Here is a 22,047-nt window from a genome sequence, read left to right on the forward strand (position 1 = left end):
CCTCAGTCCAGGTAGCCCCTCAGCTGATCCGCGTACGCGTGGTCCCTGAGCTTGTTGAGGGTCTTGGACTCGATCTGGCGTATCCGTTCGCGGGTGACGCCGAAGAGGCGGCCGATCTCCTCCAGGGTGCGCGGGCGGCCGTCGAGGAGGCCGTAGCGCAGCTGTACGACCTTGCGCTCGCGCTCGCCCAGCGTGGACAGCACGGCCTCCAGGTGCTGCTTGAGCAGCAGGAACGCGGCGGACTCCACGGGGCTGGCGGCGTCGCCGTCCTCGATGAGGTCGCCGAGCGCCACGTCGTCCTCCTCGCCGACGGGGGCGTGCAGCGAGACGGGTTCCTGGGCGAGCCGCAGCACCTCGCCGACGCGCTCGGGCGGGAGGTCGAGATGGGCGGCGACCTCCTCGGGCGTCGGCTCGTACCCGCGCTCCTGGAGCATGCGGCGCTGCACCCGCACCACCCGGTTGATCAGCTCCACGACGTGCACCGGGACGCGGATGGTGCGGGCCTGGTCGGCGAGGGCGCGTGACATGGCCTGGCGGATCCACCAGGTGGCGTACGTGGAGAACTTGTAGCCCCGCGCGTAGTCGAACTTCTCCACGGCCCGGATGAGCCCGAGGTTGCCCTCCTGCACGAGGTCGAGCATGGTCAGTCCGCGCCCGACGTACCGCTTGGCCACCGACACCACGAGCCGGAGGTTGGCCTCGATGAGCCGCCGCTTGGCCACCCGTCCCATGACCACCAGCCGGTCCAGGTCGTGGGCCAGCCGGCTGTCCAGGTCAGGGGTGCTGCTCAGCTTCTCCTCCGCGAACAGTCCGGCCTCGACCCGGCGGGCGAGTTCGACCTCCTCGGCGGCGGTGAGCAGCGGGATGCGGCCGATCTCGCGCAGGTACTGCCGGAACAGATCGGCGGCCGGCCCACCGCTCTCCGGATGCGGTGAAGGACGCCCCTGTGGTGGCACGGCCACGAGAAGGTCCGGCTCCGCGTCCGGCTCGTCCGTGACGGCACCGGTACCACCGGGGGCAGGGGTGAGGGTCTGGGTCTGCACGAGGGCGACCTCCAGGATGTACGCCGGACTCGGCACCCCAAACAGTGTGGGGTAAGACACATCGCCGCCACGAGGGGTGTGCGGTGACTTTTTGCGTCCGGTCCGTGACCCGCTGCTGACGGAGCCCGCCGACGGGCGCCTAGAGCGCCGCCGCGCCCCGTTCCCGCAGGGACTGGTCGTACTGCTGGAGGATCCACATCTCGTTCTGGACGGCGGCCAGTTGGGCGGGGTCACCGCCGGCGGAGAGGCGGGTCATCTGGAACTCGATGTCGTGGATGCGTCGTTCGACGGCGCGGCGGCGGATCTGGACCAGGACCGTGCCGGCGTAGGTCTCGTCGACGGTGCGGCGGAGGATCGGTTCGACGGCCAGCTCGGTGACCATGGCGCGCACCGTGTCGTCCGGCGCGGCCTCGCGGACGCGGACCAGGTACTCCTGCGGGTCGGACACGCCCGGCTCGGCGCCGCCCGCCTCCGCGATGGTCTGGCGTACGGCGGCGTACGGCGGGGCCGTGAACTCGTCCACTCCGTACGCGTCGAAGGCCGGGGAGACCAACTCGGGCCGCTGGAGGGCGAGTTTGAGGAGTTCGCGTTCGGCGGCGTACACCGGGTTGCGCAGGGTGAGGGCCGGGCCGGAATGCGTGGACTGCGGGGCGGTGGCGTATTCCGGCGTACGGCCGCGCGACCGCGCTTGGCTCACCTGTCCGCCGTTCCCGTTCCTGCGGACCAGATAGCCGACGCGATCCACGACGAACTCCTGGTCCAGAATTCCGACCAGGCCCGCCAGCTGAACCGCGACCTCACGACGCACACTGCGGTCCTTGATCTTGGCCACCACCGGTGCCGCCTCGTCCAACGCCGCCGCGCGTCCGCCCGCGGTGTCCAGGTCGTACCGGCTCACGATCTGCCGCAGCGCGAACTCGAAGAGCGGGGTGCGGGGTTCGGCCAGGTCGGCCACCGCTTCGTCCCCCTTGGCGAGGCGCAGCTCGCACGGGTCCATGCCGTCCGGCGCGATCGCGATGTACGTCTCGGCGGCGAACTTCTGGTCGTCCTCGAACGCCCGCAGCGCGGCCTTCTGCCCCGCGGCGTCGCCGTCGAAGGTGAAGATCACCCGGGCCGAGCCGTTGTCCATCAGCAGTCGGCGCAGGATCTTGATGTGCTCGCCGCCGAAGGCCGTACCGCATGTCGCGATGGCCGTCCTGACCCCGGCGAGATGGCAGGCCATGACGTCGGTGTAGCCCTCGACCACGACCGCCCGGCTGGACTTCGCGATCTCCTTCTTCGCCAGGTCGATGCCGTAGAGGACCTGCGACTTCTTGTAGATCGCGGTCTCGGGGGTGTTGAGGTACTTCGGCCCGTTGTCCGACTCGTACAGCTTGCGCGCGCCGAAGCCGACGACCTCGCCGCCGATGTCCCGGATCGGCCACATCAGGCGGCCCCGGAAGCGGTCGATGGGCCCGCGCCGCCCCTCCTGGGAGAGACCGGAGAGGATCAGTTCCTTGTCGCTGAAGCCCTTGCCGCGCAGGTAGCGGGTGAGGTGGTCCCAGCCCTGGGGGCTGTAGCCGACGCCGAAGTGCACCGCGGCGGCCTGGTCGAAGCCGCGCTCGGCGAGGAAGACCCGGCCGGTCTCCGCCTCGGGGCCGCTCGCCAGCTGCTCGGCGTACCACTGCGCGGCGATCTTGTGCGCCTCGACCAGCCGGATGCGCTCGCCGCGCTGGTGGGCCGGGTTGTACCCGCCCTCCTCGTACCGCAGCGTGATCCCGGCCTGGGCGGCGAGCCGCTCCACCGCCTCCGAGAAGGAGAGGTGGTCCACCTTCATCACGAAGGTGATGGTGTCGCCGCCCTCCTGGCACCCGAAGCAGTGGAAGAGCCCCTTGCCGGGGCTGACCTGGAAGGACGGCGACTTCTCGTCATGGAACGGGCAGAGCCCCTTGAGGTTGCCGCCGCCCGCGTTCCGCAGCTGGAGGTACTCGGAGACCACGGCGTCGATCGGGACCGCGTCCCGTACCGCCTTCACGTCCTCGTCGTTGATCCGTCCTGCCACGAGTGAATTCTACGGTGGCGCAAGGACAGCCCCGGGGCTCCCGACGCTCAGGGGACGATGCGGTCGAGGGGCACGCGGGGGTCGGCCAGGGCGTCCGTCTCCACGCGCGCCCGGGACCGGATCAGCCGCTGCACCTGCTCCGTGACGTTCCACACATTCACGTTCATCCCCGCGAGCACCCTCCCCTCGCGCACCCAGAACGCGATGAACTCCCGCCTGCCCATGTCGCCCCGGATGACCACCTGGTCGTACGACCCCGGCGGCGCCCACCCGCTGTACTCCATGCCCAGGTCGTACTGGTCGGTGAAGAAGTACGGCACCCGGTCGTACACGGCGTCCTGCCCGAGCATCGAGCGCGCCGCGGCCGGTCCCCCGTTGAGCGCGTTGGCCCAGTGCTCGACCCGGATCCGGGTGCCGAACAGCTCCAGCGGGAAGGCGGCGACGTCCCCCGCGGCGTAGATGTCGGGGTCGGACGTCCGCAGCCGCTCGTCCACCACGACCCCGCCGCCGCCCGCCCGGTCGGCGATCTCCAGGCCCGCCGCCTCCGCGAGCGCGACCCGCGGCACCGCGCCGATCGCCGCGAGGACGTCGTGCGCCGGGTGCTCCTCGCCGTCGTCGGTGCGTGCCGCGAGGACCATGCCGTCCTGGCCGATGATCTCGGTGAGCCGCCGTCCGAACCGGAAGCGGACGCCGTGCTCGCTGTGCAGCTGCGCGAAGACGTTGCCCAGCTCGGGGCCGAGCACTCCGTGCAGCGGCGTCGGCTCCGGCTCGATCACGGTGACCTCCGCACCGTACTCGCGCGCCGCCGCCGCGACCTCCAGGCCGATCCAGCCGGCCCCGGCGATCACGAGGTGCCCGTTGTCCCGGCCGAGGGAGGCGAGCACGCCCTTGAGCCGCTCGGCGTGGGCGAGGCGGCGCAGATGGTGGACGCCCGCGAGATCCGTGCCGGGGATGTCCAGGCGGCGGGGCTCCGCGCCGGTCGCCAGCAGCAGCTTGTCGTAGCGGACGAGGGTGCCGTCGTCGCCGTAGCGCACCGTCTTGGCCGTACGGTCGATGCGGTCGACGGTCTGGCCGAGGTGCAGCTCGATGTCGTTCTGCGCGTACCACGCGGGCTCGTGCACGAAGACGCTGTCGCGCTCCTCCTTGCCGAGCAGGAAGCCCTTGGACAGCGGCGGTCGCTCGTACGGGTGGTCGCGTTCGTCGCAGATCAGTATCACCCGGCCGGTGAAGCCCTCCGCGCGGAGCGTCTCCGCCGCCTTCGCGCCGGCGAGGCCGCCTCCGACGATGACGAATGTCTGATCCGCGTCGACCACTTGTATGCCTCCTCGTAAGGGTGCCGCCACATGCGAGCGTCCCGCACACGGCGTGCTGCGGGAAGGGGGAGTGACCCGATCAGGCCACCCGGTGTCACGTTCCCCTCACATATGCCCCGTCAGTCTCGCGTGCAGCGAGAGGGCGGAGGCGTCGGTGAGGGACGCGATCTGGTCGACGATCACCCGCTTGCGCGCGTGGTCGTCGGATGCCCCGTCGAACAGGGCCCGAAACTGCGGGTCCAGGCCGTCCGGCGCGCGGGCGGTCAGCGCCTCGGCCAGCTCCGCCACGATCACCCGCTGATCGGCCCGCAGCCGCTCCTGCTCGGCGCGCTGCATCACGTACCGGTCGGCGACCGCCTTGAGCACCGCGCACTCCATCCGGGTCTCGCGGGGTACGACGAGGCGCGCGCCGTAACGGGTGAGCCGGCCGCTGCCGTACGTGGCGCGGGTGGCGGCCTCGGCGGCCAGGCAGAACCGTCCGATGAGCTGACTGGTGGCGTCCTTCAGACGGGCCTGGGCGACCGCGGTGCCGTCGTAGCCGTGCGGCCACCACTCCTCGTCCTGGAGGCGGTCGAGGGCGCCCGCGAGTTCGGCGGGATCGGTGCCGGCGGGGACGTAGCGGCCGACGGCCACCTCGAACACGGCCTGCCGTTCGGGCTCGGCATGCAGGCAGTTGGGGTCGATGTGGCCGGCGTGCAGGCCGTCCTCGACATCGTGCACGGAGTACGCCACGTCGTCGGACCAGTCCATGACCTGGGCCTCGAAGCAGGTGCGGGTGCCGGGGGCCTCGGCCCTGACCCAGTCGAACACCGGGCGGTCGTCCTCGTACACCCCGAACTTCCCGGACGCGGGGTCGGTGGGATGGGCGCCGCGCGGCCACGGGTACTTGGTGGCGGCGTCGAGGGCGGCGCGGGTGAGGTTGAGGCCGACGGACCCCTCCTCGGTGAACCGCTTGGGCTCGATGCGGGTGAGCAGGCGCAGGGACTGCGCGTTGCCCTCGAAGCCGCCGCAGTCGTCCGCGAAGGCGTTCAGCGCCTGTTCGCCGTTGTGGCCGAAGGGCGGATGGCCCAGGTCGTGGGAGAGACAGGCCGTCTCGACCAGGTCGGGGTCGCAGCCGAGGGCGGCGCCCAGTTCCCGGCCGACCTGGGCGCATTCCAGGGAGTGGGTGAGCCGGGTGCGAGGGCTGGCGTCCCAGACCTGGCTGTGGCTGCCCGGCGTGACGACCTGGGTCTTGCCGGCGAGGCGGCGCAGCGCGGCGGAGTGCAGGATGCGGGCGCGGTCGCGCTGGAAGGCGGTGCGGCCGGGGCGCTTGTCGGGCTCGGGCGCCCAGCGCTCCAGCGCGGCCGGGCCGTAGGGGTCGGTGGATGCGCTGCCTTCCATGATTCGACAGTAAGCGCAGGTGGTGACGAATGGAGGGTGCCGGGTGGCCCAGTCGTATGGCCGCGGCGGGAATTTCGCCCTTCCGACGGCGGCGAAATCGCACAACGAGGCGAACCGGATCGCCGCCGCAGGCGTCCTCCTTGGTCGGAACCGACATCGGGACCGGGCGGCGGGACCCCGTACGCGGGCCGGACGCCGGGACCGGGAACCGGGACCCAACAGCCGGTACCGGACACCGGGTTCCGAACCGAAGGGGAGCACATGAGGATCCGTCGACCGCGGCTGCCGCGCACACGCACCGGGCAGCGGCGGCTGGTGCAGGCCGTGGTGGCCGTCTGCGTGCTGGCACTGCTGCCGGCGACCTGGCTGTTCACGTCCACGGCGGGCCGGATGCGCACGGTCGCGGACGCGCCGAAGGCACCGGTCGCGGTGGTGTTCGGGGCCGGGCTGTGGAACGGGGAGCCGTCGCCGTACCTGGCGCGCCGCCTGGACGCGACGGCGGCGCTGTACCACGCGGGCCGGATCAGGGCCGTCCTGGTCACCGGCGACAACAGCCGCAAGGACTACGACGAGCCGGACGCCATGCGCACCTACCTGACCGAGCACGGGGTGCCGGGCAGGCGGATCGTGCGCGACTACGCCGGGTTCGACACCTGGGACTCCTGCGTCCGGGCGAAGAAGATCTTCGGGGTGGACCGGGCCGTGCTGGTCAGCCAGGGCTTCCACATCAGGCGGGCGATCGCGCTGTGCGAGGCGGCGGGCGTCGACTCGTACGGCGTCGGGGTCGACGAGCCGCACGACGTGACCTGGTACTACGGCGGCACACGCGAGGTGTTCGCGGCGGGCAAGGCGCTGCTGGACACCCTTTTCCGCCCGAACCCGACCTTCCTGGGCCCCCGGGACCAGGGGGTCGCGAAGGCGCTTGCCGGGGCGGGGAGTCCGGCGGGCACGGCCCGGCGGGGGAACGGCTGAGCATGGGGATCACGGACCTGACGCCCGCCGAACTGCGCGTCCGGGACGCCTTCCCGCTCGGTGAGGGGGTCGACTTCCGGGAGGGGGACGACGACGATCCCGCGCGGGGCGCCGACTGGGGGCCGGAGCGCACCGTACGGGGGGGAGTTCCTGCGGGAGTTGCTGCTGGCCGGGCCGGTGCGGGAGGGCCGTACGGCCGGGCTGAAGGTGCGGGGCGCGCGGATCACCGGGCGGCTGGACCTGAAGTACGGCAGCGTCGAACACGCCGTCCGGCTGCGGCACTGCCACTTCGAGCAGGCGCCCGACCTGTACGGGGCGCGGATCTTCGCCCTGGTCCTCAGCGACTCGGTGCTGCCGGGGCTGACGGCCGGGACGCTGCGCGCCGACGGGGTCGTACGGATCACCTGCTGCCGCATCACGGGCCCGGTACGGCTCCAGGGGGCGAAGCTGGCCGGGGCGTTCTTCGCCAACGGGGCACGCCTGGGGACGCCGGGCGAGGGCCCCGAGGAGGCCGTGCTCCAGCTCAACCACGCCGAGCTGGGCACGGACGTGTGGGCGCCGGGGCTGGTCGCGCACGGCACGGTGCAGCTGAACGGGGCGGTCGTCGGCGGGCAGGTGAACCTCAACGACGCGGTGCTCGACGCCCCCGGCGGCACCGCGCTGCACGCCGAGGTGCTGGCGGTCGGCACCGATCTGCACGCGATGCGGCTGCGCGCCCGGGGCCGGGTGAACCTCAGCGGCGCCCGCATCCCGCGCCAACTCAACCTGGCCCACGCTCGGTTGTCCCATCCCGACGGCCATGCCCTGCGCGCCAGCAGCAGCGTCATCGGCGAGCTGTGGCTGCGCTCGGCGGCACCGATCGAGGGCACGGTCAACCTGCGCCGTGCCCAGCTCGACCTGCTGCACGTGCTGCCGGAGGTCTGGCCCGACCGGGTCCAACTCGACGGCCTGGCCTACCGCGTCCTGACCCCGCACCTCCCCGCCGAACAGCGCCTGCCCCTGCTGGAACGCGAACCGGACGGCTATCTCCCCCACCCCTACGAGCAGTTGACCACCGCCTACCGCACGGTGGGCGACGACGCCGCCGCCCGTACCGTCCAGCTGGCCAAGCTCCGCCGCCACCGCCGCACCCTGCCGCCGTACGCCCGGCTGTGGGGCTACCTCCAGGACGCCGCCGTCGGCTACGGCTTCCGCCCGATGCGCGCGGCGTTCTGGCTCCTCCTGCTCCTGTGCACGGGCGCCCTCGCCTTCACCCTGCACCACCCGCCCGCGCTCAAGCCCTCGGAGGCGCCCGCCTTCAACCCGCTCTTCTACACCCTCGACCTCCTCCTCCCCATCATCGACTTCGGCCAGGAGTCCGCCTACGCCCCCAGGGGCGGCTACCAGTGGCTGTCGTACCTGCTGATCGCCATGGGCTGGGTACTGGCGACGACGATCGCGGCGGGCGTCACGCGGTCGTTGAACCGGCAGTGACACGAGGGCGGTCGGGGCAGGACGCAAGGGGCTTCTTCCCGCCTTTCCTGTGAACCCCCTATGGACATCGCTTGTCATGACCCCTTAAATCTCAGGGCATCCAGCGTCATCCCCCACGCCTAGCTGGCGCCCTTTCCGAGGAGACAGATGAGCCGGATACGGCAGCACGTCCGAGGAACCCGTCGTCTCGCCACCGCCGGTGTCGCCGTCACCAGTGCGACCCTGCTGGCCGTCACCCTCTCCCCCGCCGCCCATGCCGCGGCCACACCCACGCGGGCCGCCGCCGTGCGGCACGCGGCGTCGGCGCTCGTGGCGCACGCGTCGAGTCTCGGGCTCGGCCCGGCGCAGGCCACGAGCGTGCGGGACGTGATCGTGGACAAGGACGGCACCCAGCACGTCCGCTACGACCGGACCTACCACCAACTCCCCGTGCTCGGCGGCGACTTCGTCGTCCACCTCGGCCGCGACGGCACCTACCGGAGCGCCGACCGGGCCAGCCGCGCCACGATCTCGGTGCCCTCGACCACCCCGCGGGTCTCCGCCCCCGACGCCGCCGGCCTCGCGGCGAACGCGCTGCGCGCGGCCCACCCCGGGGAGCGGCTGCGGCAGGTCAAGGCCAAGCCGCAGCTGGTCGTGGACGCGCTGCACGGCACCCCCCGCCTCGCCTGGCGCACCAACGCGGTCGGCCTCGACTCGCTCGGCAACCCGGTCGCGCGCACCGTGCTGACCGACGCCCGCACCGGCGCCCGGATCGACGCCTGGGACAGCATCGAGACCGCCACCGGCGACGGCCAGTCGCTGTACAGCGGCACGGTACCGCTGGAGACGACCCTGTCCGGATCGTCGTACCAGCTCAAGGACCCGACCCGGGGCAACACCTACACCGGGGACGCCGCCAACAAGACCGACCTGTGCATCTTCGGCATCTGCATCAGCCGGGCGCCCTCGACCGTGTTCACGGACGCCGACAACCACTGGGGCACGGGCAGCACCGCCGACCGGTCCTCGGCCGCGGTCGACGCCCAGTACGGCACCGACGAGACCTGGGACTACTACAAGAACGTCCACGGCCGCAACGGCATCGCCGGTGACGGCAAGGGGTCGTACAACCGCGTCCACTACGGCAACGGCTACAACAACGCCTTCTGGGACGACAGCTGCTTCTGCATGACGTACGGCGACGGCGACGGGACCACCTTCGGGCCGCTGGTCGCGCTGGACGTGGCCGGGCACGAGATGTCGCACGGCGTCACCTCCAAGACGGCCGGCCTGACCTACTCGGGCGAGTCCGGCGGCCTGAACGAGGCCACCTCGGACATCCTCGGCACCATGGTCGAGTGGTACGCCGACAACCCCTCGGACCCCGGTGACTACCTCATCGGCGAGGAGATCGTCCGCCCCGGCTTCGGCGGCACCGCCCTGCGCTACATGGACCAGCCCTCCAGGGACGGCAACTCCGCCGACTACTGGAGCAGTTCGGTCGGCAACCTCGACGTCCACTACTCCTCCGGCGTCGCCAACCACTTCGCCTACCTCCTCGCGGAGGGCAGCGGCGCCAGGACCATCAACGGCGTCGACTACAACTCGCCCACGTACAACGGCTCCACGGTCACCGGCATCGGCCGCGACAAGGTCGGCCGGATCTGGTACCGGGCGCTGACGGTCTACATGACCTCCTCCACCGACTACGCGGGCGCCCGCACGGCCACCCTCAACGCGGCCAAGGACCTCTACGGCGCGGGCAGCGCGGAGTACAACGCGGTGGCGGCGGCGTGGAGCGCGGTCAACGTGAACTGAGCCGGCGGGTCGCGAACGAGGGGGCAGGGGTTCCGCGGTGGTCCGCCGCGCGGGGCCCCTGTCCCATGACCGCGCCCGTCCATGACGCCCCGTCACCCGTTCTCCCTTTCCCTGTCGCTCCATTCGTGTGTTCCTCGCACATTCCCTTCCCGCACCCGGGCACACCGCCCCTGACCTGCCCGGACTCCCCCACGACTCAGCCGTATGGCCGCCGCGCCCGCCACCCGTTCACCGCAGTCCGGGCGAACTCTCGGCAAGCGGATCGCGCCGCGAGCCCTTTTTCTCAAAAGGGCAGGGGACACACCAGTCGGACAAGCTCTGGGGAGCACCATGCGACGCACCGCCCGTCTGCTGACCGGTACCGCGCTCGCCGCGGGCGCGGCGGCACTCGCCGCCGCGCCCGCCCACGGCGGCGCGCCGCAGCCGGCGGCCCGGCCCTTCCGCGCCCCCGTCGGCAGCCTGGAGGTGTACCCGGCCACCGCGATCCCCGGCGGACAGGTCACGGTGAACACCGCCGCCTGCGGGGACAAGGAGGGCGCGACCGGGGACGCGGGCGCGGTCGGCGCCGGCGTCTTCACCCTGGCGCCCACCACGCACCAGGGCGAGGCGATCGGCCGCTTCCAGGTGCCGCCGAGCGCGCAGCCGGGGACGTACGAGATCGTCGCGAAGTGCGCGGAGGGGAGCAGGCAGGTGACGGGCGACCTGGTGGTGGCCCTCGGCGCGGCGCAGGTGCAGCCGCGCGGAAGCGTGAAGACGGGGGTCGGCGGCGCGCTCGGTCCCGACCCCGTGCAGACCGCGGCGGGCGTGGCGGCGCTGGCCGTCGCCGCCGCGGGCGGTACCTGGCTCCTGCATCGCCGGGCGAGAGGCGACGGGATCTGACGGACACCCTCCGCTGTCCGTCCGCCGGTACCGCACGTCCCGCCCCCTCCGGGTCCGATGCCCCTCGCGGCCCGGAGGGGGAGGGGGTCCGCCAGCAGCTGGCGGACCGCCCAGGTCCGGTCCGGGCCCTCCCAGGTCCGGTCCGGGCACCCCAGGTCCAGTTCGGGGGTCCGCCCCCGGGAGAGGGGTCCGTATGCGCAGCACAGGCCGTACGACCGGGAGCCGTACCCGTGGCAACCGCCGGTTGCGCCCGCGTGGGCGCCGCGCGCGCCGGCTCGGGGACACCGCGATAGCCGCGGTCACCGTGGTCGCGCTCGCCTCGGGAGTCTGGCTGCTGGGCGGCCGGTCGCACACTCCCCCGCAGCCGACGGCCGCCGAGGGCCGCCCCGACCCCGGCGAGGAGCGCCTGAGCGCGCCCTCCCTGCCGCCGTCCCCGCCGCTGCGCATCCGCATCCCGGCCATCCGCGTGAACGCCCCGCTGATGGGCCTCGCCCTCACCCCCTCCGGCAGCCTGGACGTGCCGCCCGCGCGGAACAAGAACCTGGCCGGCTGGTACGAGGCCGGGACGATGCCCGGTGAGACCGGGACCGCGGTGGTCGCCGGGCACGTCGACAACACGGAGGGCCCGGCCGTCTTCTACGACCTGGGCGCGCTCAAGCGGGGCGCCCGGATCGAGGTGGACCGCCGGGACGGCACGGTGGCCGAGTTCACCGTGGACGCCGTCGAGGTCTACGCCGCCAGCAACTTCCCCGACCAGAAGGTCTACGGCGCCGCCCACCGCCCGGAGCTGCGCGTGATCACCTGCGGCGGCGGCTACTCGAAGACCACCGGCTACCAGGGCAACGTGGTCGTCTTCGCCCATCTGACCGGCAGCCGCTGAGCCGGGGCGGTCAGTCGATGCCCGACCGCTCCACCCCCGCCACGATCCACCGCTGGAAGCACAGGAACACCACCAGCAGCGGCAGGATCGAGGCGGCCGCCGCGACGAACAGCTCGTGCAGGCGCACCACCTGGGCGGTGGTGAAGGAGGACAGCGCCACCTGGACCGTCCAGGCGCTCTGGTCCTGCCCGATCACCAGCGGCCACAGGAAGGAGTTCCAGGCGCCGAGGAAGACGATGGTGCCGACCGCCGCGAACACCGGCCGCGCGTTGGGCACGACCACCAGCCAGTACGTCCGCCAGGGGCCGAGCCCGTCGACCTGGGCCGCGTCCTCCAGCTCCCGGGGAAACCCCAGGAAGTACTGCCGGAAGACGAAGCAGGCGAACGCCGAGAACAGGGTGGGGACGATCAGCCCGCGCAGCGTGGAGATCCAGCCGAGGGACGACACCAGCACGAAGCTCGGTACGAAGGTGACGGCGGCCGGGACCAGGAGGGTGCCGAGGATGCCGTAGAACACCTTGTTCGCGTGCCGGTAGGGGATGCGGGCGAGGCCGTAGCCCGCGAGGGAGGCGAGCAGGAGGGTGCCGAGGGTGGTGGCGACGGCGATCAGGGCGGAGTTGAGCAGCGACCGGGCGAACGGTACGGAGGGGTCGTCGAACAGCTCCCGTACGTTCCCCCACCTCACCTCGGTCGGGAAGAAGGTCCAGTCGGGTGAGGTGATGTCCTGCTCGCTGGACAGCCCGTTGCGGACCAGCAGATAGAAGGGCACGAGGAAGAGCAGCGCGAGCGCCACGAGCACCGCGACCCGCAGCGCCCGTCCGGCCCGTACCAGCGCGTCATCCATCGGCTTCGCTCCTTCCCAGCCGCAGCCAGCGCGCCTGCCCGACCGTGACGATCGCGATGATCAGGGCGAGGATCACCGCGCCCGCGCTGCCGAGCCCCAGGTTCTGTCCCTGGCCGAGGGCGGTGTAGTAGAGGTAGACGAGGGGCGGGCGGGCGTACGGCGGGTAACCACGGGCGTCCGACAGCAGGTTGTAGAACTCGTCGAAGGCCTGGAAGGCGTTGATGACGAGCAGCAGCGCCACCGCGACCGAGGTGGTCCGCAGCTGGGGCAGGGTGATGTGCCGCAGCACCGTCCAGCCGGGCCGGGCCCCGTCCACGGCGGCGGCCTCGTAGAGCACCGGGTCGATCCGCTGGAGCCCGGCGAGGAACAGGATCATGTAGAACCCGGCCTGCAACCACAGCCGTACGGTCACGATGACCAGCCAGTACCAGGGCGGATCGGTGGTCGACAGCCAGGCCACGGGGTCGGTGCCGAACCAGCCCAGCACGGTGTTGGCGAGCCCGAAGCGCACCCCGCTGAAAAGGGACATCTTCCAGATCAGGGCGGCCACGACGTAACTGCACGCGGCGGGGAGGAAGAAGACCGACCGGAAGAACGCGCGGGCCCGCCGCACCCGGTTGACCATCAGCGCGAGCGCGAGGGAGAGGGCGAAGGTGACCGGCACGATGAAGGCGGTGAAGACGAGGAACGTGCGCAGGCTCCCGGTGAACGCGGCGTCCCTCAGCATCGCCGTGTAGTTGTCCAGGCCGACGAAGCGCGTGGGCGTCACGGTGTTGTGCGCGTCGAAGAAGCTCAGGCCGACGCTCCACAGCAGCGGAACGTAGGTGAACAGCGCGAGCCCGGCCGCGAACGGCCCCACGAACACCCAGAACCAGAAGGTCCTCCCGCGCCTCACGACGTGTGCCGCACGCGGTCGAGTTCCGCGGACACCTTCCTCACGACGCCCCGCAGTTCGTCCTCCGGGCTCGCGCCGTCCTTGATGATCCTGCTCAGCGCGTCCTGGTAGACGGTCTGGGCGGCCGGGGTCCACAACAGGGGCTGGGCGTAACCGTGTTCGGTGGCGAACCGGACGGCATCGGCGGCGGCGCCCGACTTCAGCCTGCCGGCCTTCTCGGCGAGGGAGATCCGGGCCGGGATGTGGAAGCCGTAACCGAGCGCGAAGTCCTCCTGGTCGTCGGTGCGTTCGACCCAGAGCCACTTCACGTACTCCTTGGCCGCCTCCTTGTGCCTGCTGCGCGCGCTGACGGCGGCGCCGTACGCCCCGACGGGGACCGCGGGCTTCCCGGCGGTGCCGTCCTTGGGGAACGGCAACACCCCGAAGTCGTCGCCGAGTTCCTTCTGCACCTGCGGCAGGGCCCACAGCCCGGACCACTGCATCGCGGTGAGCCCCTGGAGGAAGGCGGAGGGGTCGGACCAGTCGGCGGGCGCGCCGAGCAGCAGGGACCTGTCGGCGTAGAGCCGGTGGAGTTTGCCGAGGGTCCGGGCGGCGGCGGGATCATCGAAGCCGGCCTTCCCGTCCTCGGTCACCAGGCGGAGCCCGGCCGCGTACAGGGGTGTCCCGCCGAGCACCCCGGCACCCCCGTCGTTCCCGAGGAACAACCCCTTGACCTTGCTGCTGGTCAACTTGTGGGCGGCGTCGACGAGTTCGTCGAGCGTCTGCGGCGCCCGCACCCCCGCGTCCCGCAGCATGCTCTTGCGGTAATAGAGCATCTGCATGTCGATGGTCTGCGGAATGCCGTAGATCTTCCCCTGATACGTCTTCGGCTCCAGCACCGCCGGATTGAAGTCGTCCCTGACCCCGTCCAGTAACGCGGTCAGGTCCTCGACCTGCCCGCCCTGGATCTGGTCGAGCGAGGGCCCGTTGACCTCGAAGACATCGGGTCCGGAGTCGGTGAGCAACGCGGCGGCGGTCTGCTGGTCGTAGTTCCCGGGCCGCCACTGCACCGTGACGTGCGCCTTCTTGTAGGCGGCGGCATACCGCTGCACAGCCTGCTCGGTCCCGGGCTCCCCGTACTGGTGGTACCACTGCGCGAGCCGCACCCCACCCGAACTCCCGGACCCACGCCCGGTGTTGGACCCACAGGCGCTCAGCATCCCCGCACCGAGTCCGGCACCCGCGCCCAGCAGCGTCCTACGGCTGATCGTCATCTTCTCCCCCTGACGTCGGTCCTCAACGCACGGCCCAACGATCAACCATGCGTGCCGATTACGAAAGGGTGCCGCGGCGGTGTGTCACCGCACTCGGACAGCGTGTGACTTCCCGTTGCCCTACCATTTCCAGCGGGCGGGGCCGCTCGCCCGTACGACCGTGACGAGGAACGGGACGAGGGGGCACGGTGAACCCGGAGACGGCTGTCGAGCTGGCGCGCACCGCTGGAACCGCGATCGTCGGCGCCATGGCGACGGATACCTGGAACCGCACGCGGGACGGGATCGTCGCCCTGTGGCGTCGAGCGCATCCGGAGGGCACGGAGCAGGTGGGGAGCCAACTCGACGCGACACGCAGCGACTTGCTCAGCGCACGCGCACGTGGTGACGAACTCTCCGAGGCGGAGCTGCGTGCGGAGTGGCAGGGGCGGGTCCGGCGACTCCTGGTGGAGTACCCCGACCTGGCCGCCACGCTGCGCGAGCTCCTGGAGGAGGCCGGCGCGCTTCCCGCGGGGCGCGGCGCCGATGTCGGGGAGGTCCGGATGAGCGCCCGCGCGACCGGCAACGGCCGGGTCTACCAGGCGGGTCGGGACCAGCACATCACCGAGCGATGAGATCCCAGCACGGGGAGGCGTCCGGGCAGGGGCAGGTGCACCAGGCCGGCCGCGACCAGAACAACCAGCACGTCGAGACCCACTTCCACTTTTCGGTGGGGCGGTTGACGGTGCTCGCGGCCGGCCTCGCGGCGGTGGCGATCGGCATCACCGTGATCGTGTGGCCGGCCTCCGGCGACAAGGCGGCACAGCGGTCGCCGGGCGCGCCGGCCTCCGCACAGGCCGGCGCGACCCCGACATCCCCGTCCGCGGTGAGCCCCTCGGCATCCACCTCCGGCGACGAGGCGTCACCGAGCCCCCGGACGGACAAGCCGGTATATAACGGGGATCTCAGACTGACCAACGTCTATCTCGACTCGAATCCGCCCTCGGTGCTGTCGAGCAACACGGGAGCGAGCTTCTGGATCAACTACTCCACCGTCGGTGACACCCGCCAGGACACGATCTACGGCCTGGGCGGCGGATCTTTCACGGTGGAACCGACCATCGCCGCATGGCAGGGCACCGGGCGCCCCAGCCGGCAGCAGTGCACGACGCTGGTCGCCACCCAGGGAGCGGAGAGCCTGCCGGTCAGCCCCGGCAGCCGCTACTGCGTGAAATCGGCGAAGGGCCGTACGGCCTTCGTCACCGTCATGGCATTCGACGAAGGCGGCGGCAGCTACTCGGGCAGCGTCACCGTGTGGAACGGCGCTTCCTGACCTCCCGTACGCCGAGGGGCGGCACCCCCGCACCGGGCGTAAGGGCAACGCCCTGAGCAGGGGACTCGTCATCTGCCGCCCCTCGCAGCGCACTCTCAGGACACGTCGTTCAGCACGGCTTCCAGGATCGTGAAGCGTCGTGCCGTCGGGGACGCGGACCTTGCTGCCGGACTTCTCCCCACAGGCTTCGGCTCGCCTGCCGTCGCGGGCCCACACCCTCGCCCGGCCGCCTCGCCGGATCGCTGACGGCCCGCCCGATGCCCGAGCTGTTCCGCTGACATCCAGCGCTGATGCCGCCATCGCCGTACCCGCCGACTCGGTCGCCGCGTCCGTCTCTGGTCAGCGAAGTCACGATCGGTGAGTCTGGGGGCATGCTGCTGCCACTAACCCATCCGACCACATCCGCCCATCGACCGCGGCAAGACCCGGCTGACCGCCGCGGACGAAGAGGCCGTGCGCCTGGCACGACGTCCTGGAGGCGCACCCGGCCGCCAGCGACGTCACCGACGCCGGCGCGGCGGGCGACATCGTCTTCGCCGTGGCCGGGGGCGCGTGGGTACTCGACTTCCAGTCCGGCCCCGACAGCTCAGTCTGTCGACCTCGGCTCGAAGCGCGGGTGTCGTCCGGCGACAGGTCCGGGCGGGAGCGGTGCCAGCTCGCCGGGTGGCGCCAGCGTCCGGCCGCCATCGCGTGCGACGTCGACGCCGACCTCTACCACCAGCTCCGGTACGACGAGAGTGACGTGCAGCCTCTCACGTGAGCTCCACCCTGCGCTGAACGCCCAGCCAGCCCACGGGTGGTCCGTGGCCGGAGTGAGGAGCCCGGCGACTGCCCGGCCTGCGGCTTGCGGGAGCGTCGTGTTCTCCCGAGCGGCGGTGGACGGATCGCACCTGCGGGCGATGGAGGGAGCGTGGCGCGCCGCATAGGTCCCCCTGGTGCCCGCTTGTCGTGCAAGTGAGAGGTTGTCAGGTCGCCGCTTCGCTGTCATAGTGATCAAAGATGACCGGTCTACCGGTTTTCGGCCCCGCTCGTTTGTTCACGATCGGGTGGCCCCCGGACCTTCTGCCGGGGGCTTTTGCAATTGCATGTAGCCGCGCTCGGCTTGATCTTGAGGATCGGCCGGGTGGCAGAGCGGGCCATTTCAGAAGTGGCCTTGCGGATGTCAATTCCGGGGGATCCGCAGCACCCTCGTGATGCTCGATCTTAGTTCTGCGGCTGATCGATCGAGACACGCTGCCATTTACGGCTCCCTCTCTGTGTGGCGTCTGGCGGTTACAGCCGATGCCACGCGGCGGGGAACGTAGCTTCTCGATATGCCTGGTCCAGGTCGCCGCCGACATAGGCGTAGAACGTACGGCGGGTCGGCGCATGAGTAACAGTCAAAGCCTGCTGGATCGGTTGATCTCCGTTCCGTTCAAGGTACGTCCTTCGCTACCAACCCGTGCTCGACCCACAGGTCCTAAGCACACCTCGGCGCACTTTGGTTAATGATCAGGTAATGATATCTTTATGGTATGGTCAAATTTACTCGACTTAACCTTGCATTTATCAAGCGAGTGCACGCAAAGCAACCACAGTTACGGGATTTGACGCTATTTTTTTCCTTTGGCTTTAAGTGTCTGCTCAAACCTCAAGTCTCGCTCTGAGGCCCTGACGCGGCCTTGCAATCCCCCCCCGAGATGGACCAATATCAACTTCGCCGCCACCAAGATCGTTACGGAGGCGGCGCTATGAGGCCGACCCGGGCCTCCTCTCATCAAGATGTTCCAGGGGGGAACTTCCATGCATCGCACCATTCGTGTCAGATCCGCTCTCACCGGCTTGCTCACCGCCGCGCTCACAGCAGCCACCCTGACAGCTGCTGCGCCCGCGAGCCAGGCGGCCACCACCGATCCGACGTCGTCTGCCGCCGCATACAAGTCCTGGCTCGCGGACAAGATCAACGCGGGCGACACCAACGCCCTCCACGTGTACAACGGCTTCAGCGCCCTCTCGGCCGACAAGCAGACCAAGTTCCTGGCCTACCTGAAGGATCCCTCGGTCACGCAGAAGTTTGTCTCCTTCCTGAACGGGGCGACAGACAGCACGGGCATCGACCCGAACTACGACGCGACGACGGGTGGGGTGGGCATCGACAACCCGCCGTCGCCGTTCGTGAACGGTGACGTCTCCGATATCGGGGCCGGATCGGCTGGGACCGAACTCGCCTCCGTACCGGAAAAGGGCGGGGACATCACGTACGGCGCCAGCGCGGGTATGACGACGCCCAGCGGCATCAGCATGCCGATCAACCAGCCGGCCCAGGCGGCGGACTGGAACGCCTGGTACAGGGTCAACGACACGATGTTCGGCGTGAAGATCACCGAGGTGAAGATCTGGGTGAACTACCACTCCAACACCACGCGAGCTACCAAGGTGTACAGCGCGGGCGCCTCGCACTACAACTACGTGCCGTTCTCCAGCTTCTCGCACTCGCCGGTCAGCAAGTGGATCTCGGCGGCCGGGAACGCGACGGCAGAGACCACCTGGACGGGCAAGCTCGAGGTCGTCGACACCGAGTGGTCCGCGACCGAGCACCTCTGGGCTGACGAGACCGGCTTCCGAGGCGGCTGGCTCAGGTAACCTTCTCGCGACCATGACAACCTGGAGGGTTCCATGTTCGGAAGCATGAGCAGCGGAGCGATCGTGACGGCAGTAATCGCCGTGATCGTCGCTGCCGGTGCCGTTTGGGGAGTAGTGCGCTACTACCGCCGAGGTCAGTAGCCCATCTCAGGACTGCAATGCCGTAAGTCTCCGCGTGCTCGGACGGCGTTGCGCTCAAAATGCACTCGCGTGCAGCAGATCAGTCACTGTGGGACGTCCTGGACGCCGTTGCGGCCGATCCGTGGGGCTTCCGGCAGTGGAACACCGACGACCACGAGGGCGAGGACGTCGGCCAGCTCTCCCTCACCTACTGGGTGAACCGGCCCCTACGCCGCCTGTCCGTCCTCACCATCACCTGGCTCGGATAACCACCCGTGCAGGCGCCCTGACCCCGGCATCGCAACTGCCGGGGTCAGGGCGCTTCCGATCGTAGCCACGGCCGTATCCACCGGTTGCCACCCCGAGCTGGACCTCGCGCCGGCACTCCGGGCAGTCCGGCAGGCCCTCCACCCGGAGCGGCCTGTCGGCCTTTACCCAGGAGAACCCGCACAGCGCCCTGTTCGAGTACGGCTGGACCTGGTCGTCCTCGCTGGCGTGCGAGGCGTAGCCCGGCACCATCCAGGTGAACGTCGCCTCCCCGTCGTACGGGGCGCCGTCGGGCCAGTCGTACACCGGCTCGGTCGTAGTGCAGCGCATCCGCAGATCAGGACCCGTCCAGCGCTTGCCATACCGAATCTGCGAGCTGGCGTCGACCGCGTCCGCGAGGCGCTCGAAGGACAGGTCGTAGTCCCTCATGTGATCCCACGAGCCCGGCTTCTGCTCGCGCATCAGCGAGCGGAACATCAACAGCAGCCGCGCCAGGTCGTGCTGACCGACCCGGACCGTGTGCGTCTCCGGGTCGTAGCCATACGGCGGGTCGTGGTCGGGCTTCTTCGGCATCGGTCCTCGTTCGCATTGCTACGGCGGTCAGCGCCCCAGCACAGGGCCACGGTGCGGCCGGTGGGCCTGCCGACGTGTGGCCGCTGCCCGATACTCAACGACCAGGCCTCCCGGAAGCCACGCTGACCGCCGCCGTTCGTGCGCCGGCCGAACCGCGCGGGCTACGCGTCTCAGACCGGCGGCGGCGCGCCGGACAGTTCCCGGGAGAAGGCCCGCTCGATGGTCCACACGGCGACGCTGGGGCGGTCGGTGGACATCCGCAGCCACACCTCCTCGCCGCCGGGCATGAGCGCCACCTCCAGGTGCGTCTCGTCCCACGTGCCCACCGGGTACATCCACTCGATGCCGTCGGGCCACGTCCGCATCGCCACCGTGCGCACGCTCAGCGCCGCGGCGAAGGCGTCCAGCGCCGTCTTCGGGATCCGCACCTCCGCCGACTCCCGCTCAAGCCCCGCCACACCAGGCTCCCCTCGCTGGACCGTCCGACGTCAGCGGCTTCCGGCGCCCATGGTCTCGAAGGTCTCGCGCATCAACTGGTCGATGGTGCCCGGCTTGTCGACCAGAGAGTCGAAGAGGTCCGCGAGCAGCCGCAGCACGAAGCCGTGGACCATGGCCTCCTTCGGCGGGATCGTCCCGAACCGGTCGCGCCACGCCCCGGTGTCCATGCCCATGGCGGCGGCCATGAGGACTCCAGTCACCATCGGCACCTGCTCCGGGTCGGCCATCTCGAAGGAGGGCAGCCGGCGGATCACAGCAGGGATGAGGTCGTTGAGCGGATCAAGCTGCTCCCCGCCTCCGGGCGGCTCAGCGATCAGGTACCCGGTCAGCACCCCCACCAAGAACACCGTGCCCCGCGAGACTTCCTCGCGCCCGACGGAGTCCACCGCGGCCTCCACCCGCTGCTGCGCCCGCTGGCGCTCCTTGGCGGGCGTCCGCTTCTCCAGGATCCGGTAGGTGTCCCACGCCGCACGGACCGCCTCATCCACCACTACGCCATCGCTACTCATGACGGCGACGGTAGGCGAGACGACGCCCACCCTGCGAGGGTTGCCAGACTCTCAGCCCGTTTCCCAGGTAGACGAGGCGATCTATAAGGTTGTCAGGTGTGAGGCACAGTTCGCGCCGGTGCTCCCGCACGCGCTGGTGCCGCCCGCCGGCCCGGAGGACGATGGAGTCGTGGGCGAGCAGCACGAGGACCAGGAGCACGGCGCCGAACCAGCGCGGCCGCCGCTGACCGTGGCCCGTGCCCGGGAGATGACGTCCGGCGCTCCGTGGCGGTGCTCGCCGCCCGGGTCCGCGACGCGCACGCCGCCCGCGTCTGGGTGCCGCTCGGGCACAGCAGCTGGGAGTCGTACTGCGCCGCGGAGTTCGGCATCAGCCGCGCCCAGGCGTACCGGCTCCTGGACGTCGCCCGCGCCCTGGCCGCGATCCACGGCGCGGTCACCGCCGGCACCGAGACGTCTCACACGCGAGACAGCGACCCGGACGGCGCGGCCGCGCTCGACTACGACCTGTCCCAGCGCGCCCTGATCGCCGTCTCCAGCCGCGCCGACGACGTCGCGGAGCTGATCACCCGCCGCCTTGCCATGCTCGCCCACAGCGGCCTCCAGGCCCTCGACACCGCCACGGTGCGCGCCGTGGTCGGCCAGGCCGTCCGCGACGTCCGCACCGCCCCGCCTCCACCGCCCGCCGATCCGCCGACGGACCCGACCGTCGCCGCGCTGCGCGCCACAGCCGATGACCTCTATGCCAGCGCCCACGCGACCGGGGAGCTGATGCTCAAAGTCGCCCCGGCCTACCTCTCCGACATCGAGGCCGCCGACGTCCTGGCGCTGCTGTGCGAGCAGATCGGCGAACCCCTCGAACACGGCCTCGCCGCCCGCCTCTACGCGATGTCCGGCGACCGCCGCGCTCTGCACGGCGTCGTCCTGTAACTGCTGCTGCCGGACCGTTCTACTGAGGTTGAACTCGTGGTGTCGTAGGGGCTGACGGCTCGTCGCCCGTGCGGTATTACCGGGGCATGCGGTATCCACAAGGGAGCGGGTTGACCGTCGAACGGCAGCAGTTCCGCGAGGTGTTACGACTCAAGGCGGCCGAGAGGTTTGCCCAGGGCGAGGCAAGCTCGGTGATCGCCAAGGACCTGCGGGTCAGCGTCCGCTCCGTGCAGCGATGGCGGCAGACGTGGGCCGAGGGCGGCCCGAGGGCTCTGCGGTCACAGGGACCGGCGTCGCTGCCGAGGCTGAGCGAGAAGCAGTTCACCCAGCTGGAGGCGGAGCTGGCCAAGGGGCCGGCCGCGCACGGCTGGGAGGACCAACGCTGGACGCTCGCGCGGATCAAGACGGTGATCGGCCGGCGCTTCCATCTGACCTACACCATCCAGGGC

20 protein-coding genes and 1 pseudogene are annotated in these 22,047 nt (G+C 70.9%); 11 read left to right on the forward strand and 10 right to left on the reverse strand.

Annotated features, from left to right (window positions below; all coding sequences use genetic code 11):
* Positions 1-2: 2 nt before the first annotated feature.
* The 4 genes from ACWDD7_RS30560 to ACWDD7_RS30575 all read right to left on the reverse strand — a co-directional run bounded on the left by ACWDD7_RS30560 (position 3) and on the right by ACWDD7_RS30575 (position 5,777).
* Positions 3-1,079, reverse strand: coding sequence for an RNA polymerase sigma factor (locus tag ACWDD7_RS30560; protein WP_450459780.1), 1,077 nt, complete (start codon positions 1,077-1,079; stop codon positions 3-5).
* A gap of 103 nt (positions 1,080-1,182) precedes the next feature.
* The gene (dnaG, locus tag ACWDD7_RS30565; protein ID WP_450459781.1) at positions 1,183-3,084 is read right to left on the reverse strand and encodes a DNA primase; all 1,902 of its coding nucleotides are present in this window, start codon (positions 3,082-3,084) and stop codon (positions 1,183-1,185) included.
* A 47-nt stretch (positions 3,085-3,131) separates the two neighbouring features.
* Positions 3,132-4,397 (reverse strand): NAD(P)/FAD-dependent oxidoreductase, encoded by a 1,266-nt coding sequence (locus ACWDD7_RS30570; RefSeq protein WP_450459782.1) that lies wholly within the window; start codon positions 4,395-4,397, stop codon positions 3,132-3,134.
* Positions 4,398-4,502: 105 nt separating this feature from the next.
* Entirely contained in the window at positions 4,503-5,777 is a 1,275-nt protein-coding gene (locus ACWDD7_RS30575; RefSeq protein WP_351870065.1) for a deoxyguanosinetriphosphate triphosphohydrolase, read from the reverse strand.
* Positions 5,778-6,038: 261 nt separating this feature from the next.
* Between ACWDD7_RS30575 and ACWDD7_RS30580 the strand changes: the two genes are divergently transcribed.
* From ACWDD7_RS30580 to ACWDD7_RS30600, 5 genes and pseudogenes are all read left to right on the forward strand, one after another.
* Positions 6,039-6,749 (forward strand): SanA/YdcF family protein, encoded by a 711-nt coding sequence (locus tag ACWDD7_RS30580; RefSeq protein WP_450459783.1) that lies wholly within the window; start codon positions 6,039-6,041, stop codon positions 6,747-6,749.
* Between the two features lie 2 nt (positions 6,750-6,751).
* A pseudogene (locus ACWDD7_RS30585) lies at positions 6,752-8,222 on the forward strand (membrane-associated oxidoreductase).
* Positions 8,223-8,369: 147 nt separating this feature from the next.
* Positions 8,370-10,019, forward strand: coding sequence for a M4 family metallopeptidase (locus ACWDD7_RS30590; protein WP_450459784.1), 1,650 nt, complete (start codon positions 8,370-8,372; stop codon positions 10,017-10,019).
* A gap of 330 nt (positions 10,020-10,349) precedes the next feature.
* The gene (locus tag ACWDD7_RS30595; RefSeq protein WP_450459785.1) at positions 10,350-10,898 is read left to right on the forward strand and encodes a hypothetical protein; all 549 of its coding nucleotides are present in this window, start codon (positions 10,350-10,352) and stop codon (positions 10,896-10,898) included.
* Positions 10,899-11,091: 193 nt separating this feature from the next.
* On the forward strand, positions 11,092-11,778 hold the full coding sequence (locus tag ACWDD7_RS30600; RefSeq protein WP_351874669.1) for a class F sortase: 687 nt from the start codon (positions 11,092-11,094) through the stop codon (positions 11,776-11,778).
* A gap of 10 nt (positions 11,779-11,788) precedes the next feature.
* On the opposite strand, the gene ACWDD7_RS30605 is transcribed toward ACWDD7_RS30600, so the two are convergent.
* From ACWDD7_RS30605 to ACWDD7_RS30615, 3 genes are read right to left on the reverse strand one after another with little or no spacing between them, the layout of a single operon-like run.
* Positions 11,789-12,622, reverse strand: a complete 834-nt coding sequence (locus tag ACWDD7_RS30605) for a carbohydrate ABC transporter permease (RefSeq protein ID WP_351874666.1) — start codon at positions 12,620-12,622, stop codon at positions 11,789-11,791.
* Positions 12,615-13,517 carry a carbohydrate ABC transporter permease gene (locus ACWDD7_RS30610; RefSeq protein WP_351874664.1) on the reverse strand — a complete coding sequence of 301 codons (903 nt, stop codon included), beginning with the start codon at positions 13,515-13,517 and terminating at the stop codon, positions 12,615-12,617. The genes ACWDD7_RS30605 and ACWDD7_RS30610 overlap by 8 nt, the downstream gene beginning before the upstream one ends.
* A complete protein-coding gene (locus ACWDD7_RS30615) occupies positions 13,514-14,770 on the reverse strand; it encodes an ABC transporter substrate-binding protein (RefSeq protein ID WP_450459786.1) in 1,257 nt (418 codons plus the stop codon). Before ACWDD7_RS30615 ends, ACWDD7_RS30610 begins: the two co-directional genes overlap by 4 nt.
* Positions 14,771-14,958: 188 nt before the next feature.
* Between ACWDD7_RS30615 and ACWDD7_RS30620 the strand changes: the two genes are divergently transcribed.
* From ACWDD7_RS30620 to ACWDD7_RS30635, 4 genes are all read left to right on the forward strand, one after another.
* Positions 14,959-15,384 (forward strand): hypothetical protein, encoded by a 426-nt coding sequence (locus tag ACWDD7_RS30620; protein WP_351874658.1) that lies wholly within the window; start codon positions 14,959-14,961, stop codon positions 15,382-15,384.
* Positions 15,381-16,082, forward strand: coding sequence for a hypothetical protein (locus ACWDD7_RS30625; RefSeq protein WP_450459787.1), 702 nt, complete (start codon positions 15,381-15,383; stop codon positions 16,080-16,082). Before ACWDD7_RS30620 ends, ACWDD7_RS30625 begins: the two co-directional genes overlap by 4 nt.
* Positions 16,083-17,864: 1,782 nt before the next feature.
* The gene (locus ACWDD7_RS30630; RefSeq protein WP_450459788.1) at positions 17,865-18,704 is read left to right on the forward strand and encodes a hypothetical protein; all 840 of its coding nucleotides are present in this window, start codon (positions 17,865-17,867) and stop codon (positions 18,702-18,704) included.
* Between the two features lie 200 nt (positions 18,705-18,904).
* Positions 18,905-19,093 (forward strand): hypothetical protein, encoded by a 189-nt coding sequence (locus ACWDD7_RS30635; RefSeq protein WP_450459789.1) that lies wholly within the window; start codon positions 18,905-18,907, stop codon positions 19,091-19,093.
* On the opposite strand, the gene ACWDD7_RS30640 is transcribed toward ACWDD7_RS30635, so the two are convergent.
* The 3 genes from ACWDD7_RS30640 to ACWDD7_RS30650 all read right to left on the reverse strand — a co-directional run bounded on the left by ACWDD7_RS30640 (position 19,077) and on the right by ACWDD7_RS30650 (position 20,671).
* Positions 19,077-19,664 carry a hypothetical protein gene (locus ACWDD7_RS30640; RefSeq protein ID WP_450459790.1) on the reverse strand — a complete coding sequence of 196 codons (588 nt, stop codon included), beginning with the start codon at positions 19,662-19,664 and terminating at the stop codon, positions 19,077-19,079. The genes ACWDD7_RS30635 and ACWDD7_RS30640 overlap by 17 nt on opposite strands.
* A gap of 170 nt (positions 19,665-19,834) precedes the next feature.
* Positions 19,835-20,122, reverse strand: coding sequence for a hypothetical protein (locus tag ACWDD7_RS30645; RefSeq protein WP_450459791.1), 288 nt, complete (start codon positions 20,120-20,122; stop codon positions 19,835-19,837).
* 30 nt (positions 20,123-20,152) lie between these two features.
* Positions 20,153-20,671 carry a hypothetical protein gene (locus ACWDD7_RS30650; protein WP_450459792.1) on the reverse strand — a complete coding sequence of 173 codons (519 nt, stop codon included), beginning with the start codon at positions 20,669-20,671 and terminating at the stop codon, positions 20,153-20,155.
* A 264-nt stretch (positions 20,672-20,935) separates the two neighbouring features.
* Between ACWDD7_RS30650 and ACWDD7_RS30655 the strand changes: the two genes are divergently transcribed.
* Both ACWDD7_RS30655 and ACWDD7_RS30660 read left to right on the forward strand, forming a co-directional pair.
* Positions 20,936-21,598 carry a hypothetical protein gene (locus ACWDD7_RS30655; RefSeq protein ID WP_450459793.1) on the forward strand — a complete coding sequence of 221 codons (663 nt, stop codon included), beginning with the start codon at positions 20,936-20,938 and terminating at the stop codon, positions 21,596-21,598.
* Between the two features lie 86 nt (positions 21,599-21,684).
* The coding region (locus tag ACWDD7_RS30660) for a helix-turn-helix domain-containing protein (RefSeq protein WP_450459794.1) at positions 21,685-22,047 on the forward strand (363 nt) is incomplete at its 3' end.

Source organism: Streptomyces sp. NPDC001056 (genome assembly GCF_053598955.1).

Bases quoted from the DNA above. Each gene is read 5' to 3' on its own strand.
- ACWDD7_RS30605 (WP_351874666.1), bottom strand. From the start codon at position 12,622: ATGGATGACGCGCTGGTACGGGCCGGACGGGCGCTGCGGGTCGCGGTG.
- ACWDD7_RS30575 (WP_351870065.1), bottom strand. From the start codon at position 5,777: ATGGAAGGCAGCGCATCCACCGACCCCTACGGCCCGGCCGCGCTGGAG.
- ACWDD7_RS30630 (WP_450459788.1), top strand. From the start codon at position 17,865: ATGCATCGCACCATTCGTGTCAGATCCGCTCTCACCGGCTTGCTCACC.
- ACWDD7_RS30580 (WP_450459783.1), top strand. From the start codon at position 6,039: ATGAGGATCCGTCGACCGCGGCTGCCGCGCACACGCACCGGGCAGCGG.
- ACWDD7_RS30590 (WP_450459784.1), top strand. From the start codon at position 8,370: ATGAGCCGGATACGGCAGCACGTCCGAGGAACCCGTCGTCTCGCCACC.
- ACWDD7_RS30595 (WP_450459785.1), top strand. From the start codon at position 10,350: ATGCGACGCACCGCCCGTCTGCTGACCGGTACCGCGCTCGCCGCGGGC.
- ACWDD7_RS30650 (WP_450459792.1), bottom strand. From the start codon at position 20,671: ATGAGTAGCGATGGCGTAGTGGTGGATGAGGCGGTCCGTGCGGCGTGG.
- ACWDD7_RS30640 (WP_450459790.1), bottom strand. From the start codon at position 19,664: ATGCCGAAGAAGCCCGACCACGACCCGCCGTATGGCTACGACCCGGAG.
- ACWDD7_RS30600 (WP_351874669.1), top strand. From the start codon at position 11,092: ATGCGCAGCACAGGCCGTACGACCGGGAGCCGTACCCGTGGCAACCGC.
- ACWDD7_RS30615 (WP_450459786.1), bottom strand. From the start codon at position 14,770: ATGACGATCAGCCGTAGGACGCTGCTGGGCGCGGGTGCCGGACTCGGT.
- ACWDD7_RS30635 (WP_450459789.1), top strand. From the start codon at position 18,905: ATGCACTCGCGTGCAGCAGATCAGTCACTGTGGGACGTCCTGGACGCC.
- ACWDD7_RS30625 (WP_450459787.1), top strand. From the start codon at position 15,381: ATGAGATCCCAGCACGGGGAGGCGTCCGGGCAGGGGCAGGTGCACCAG.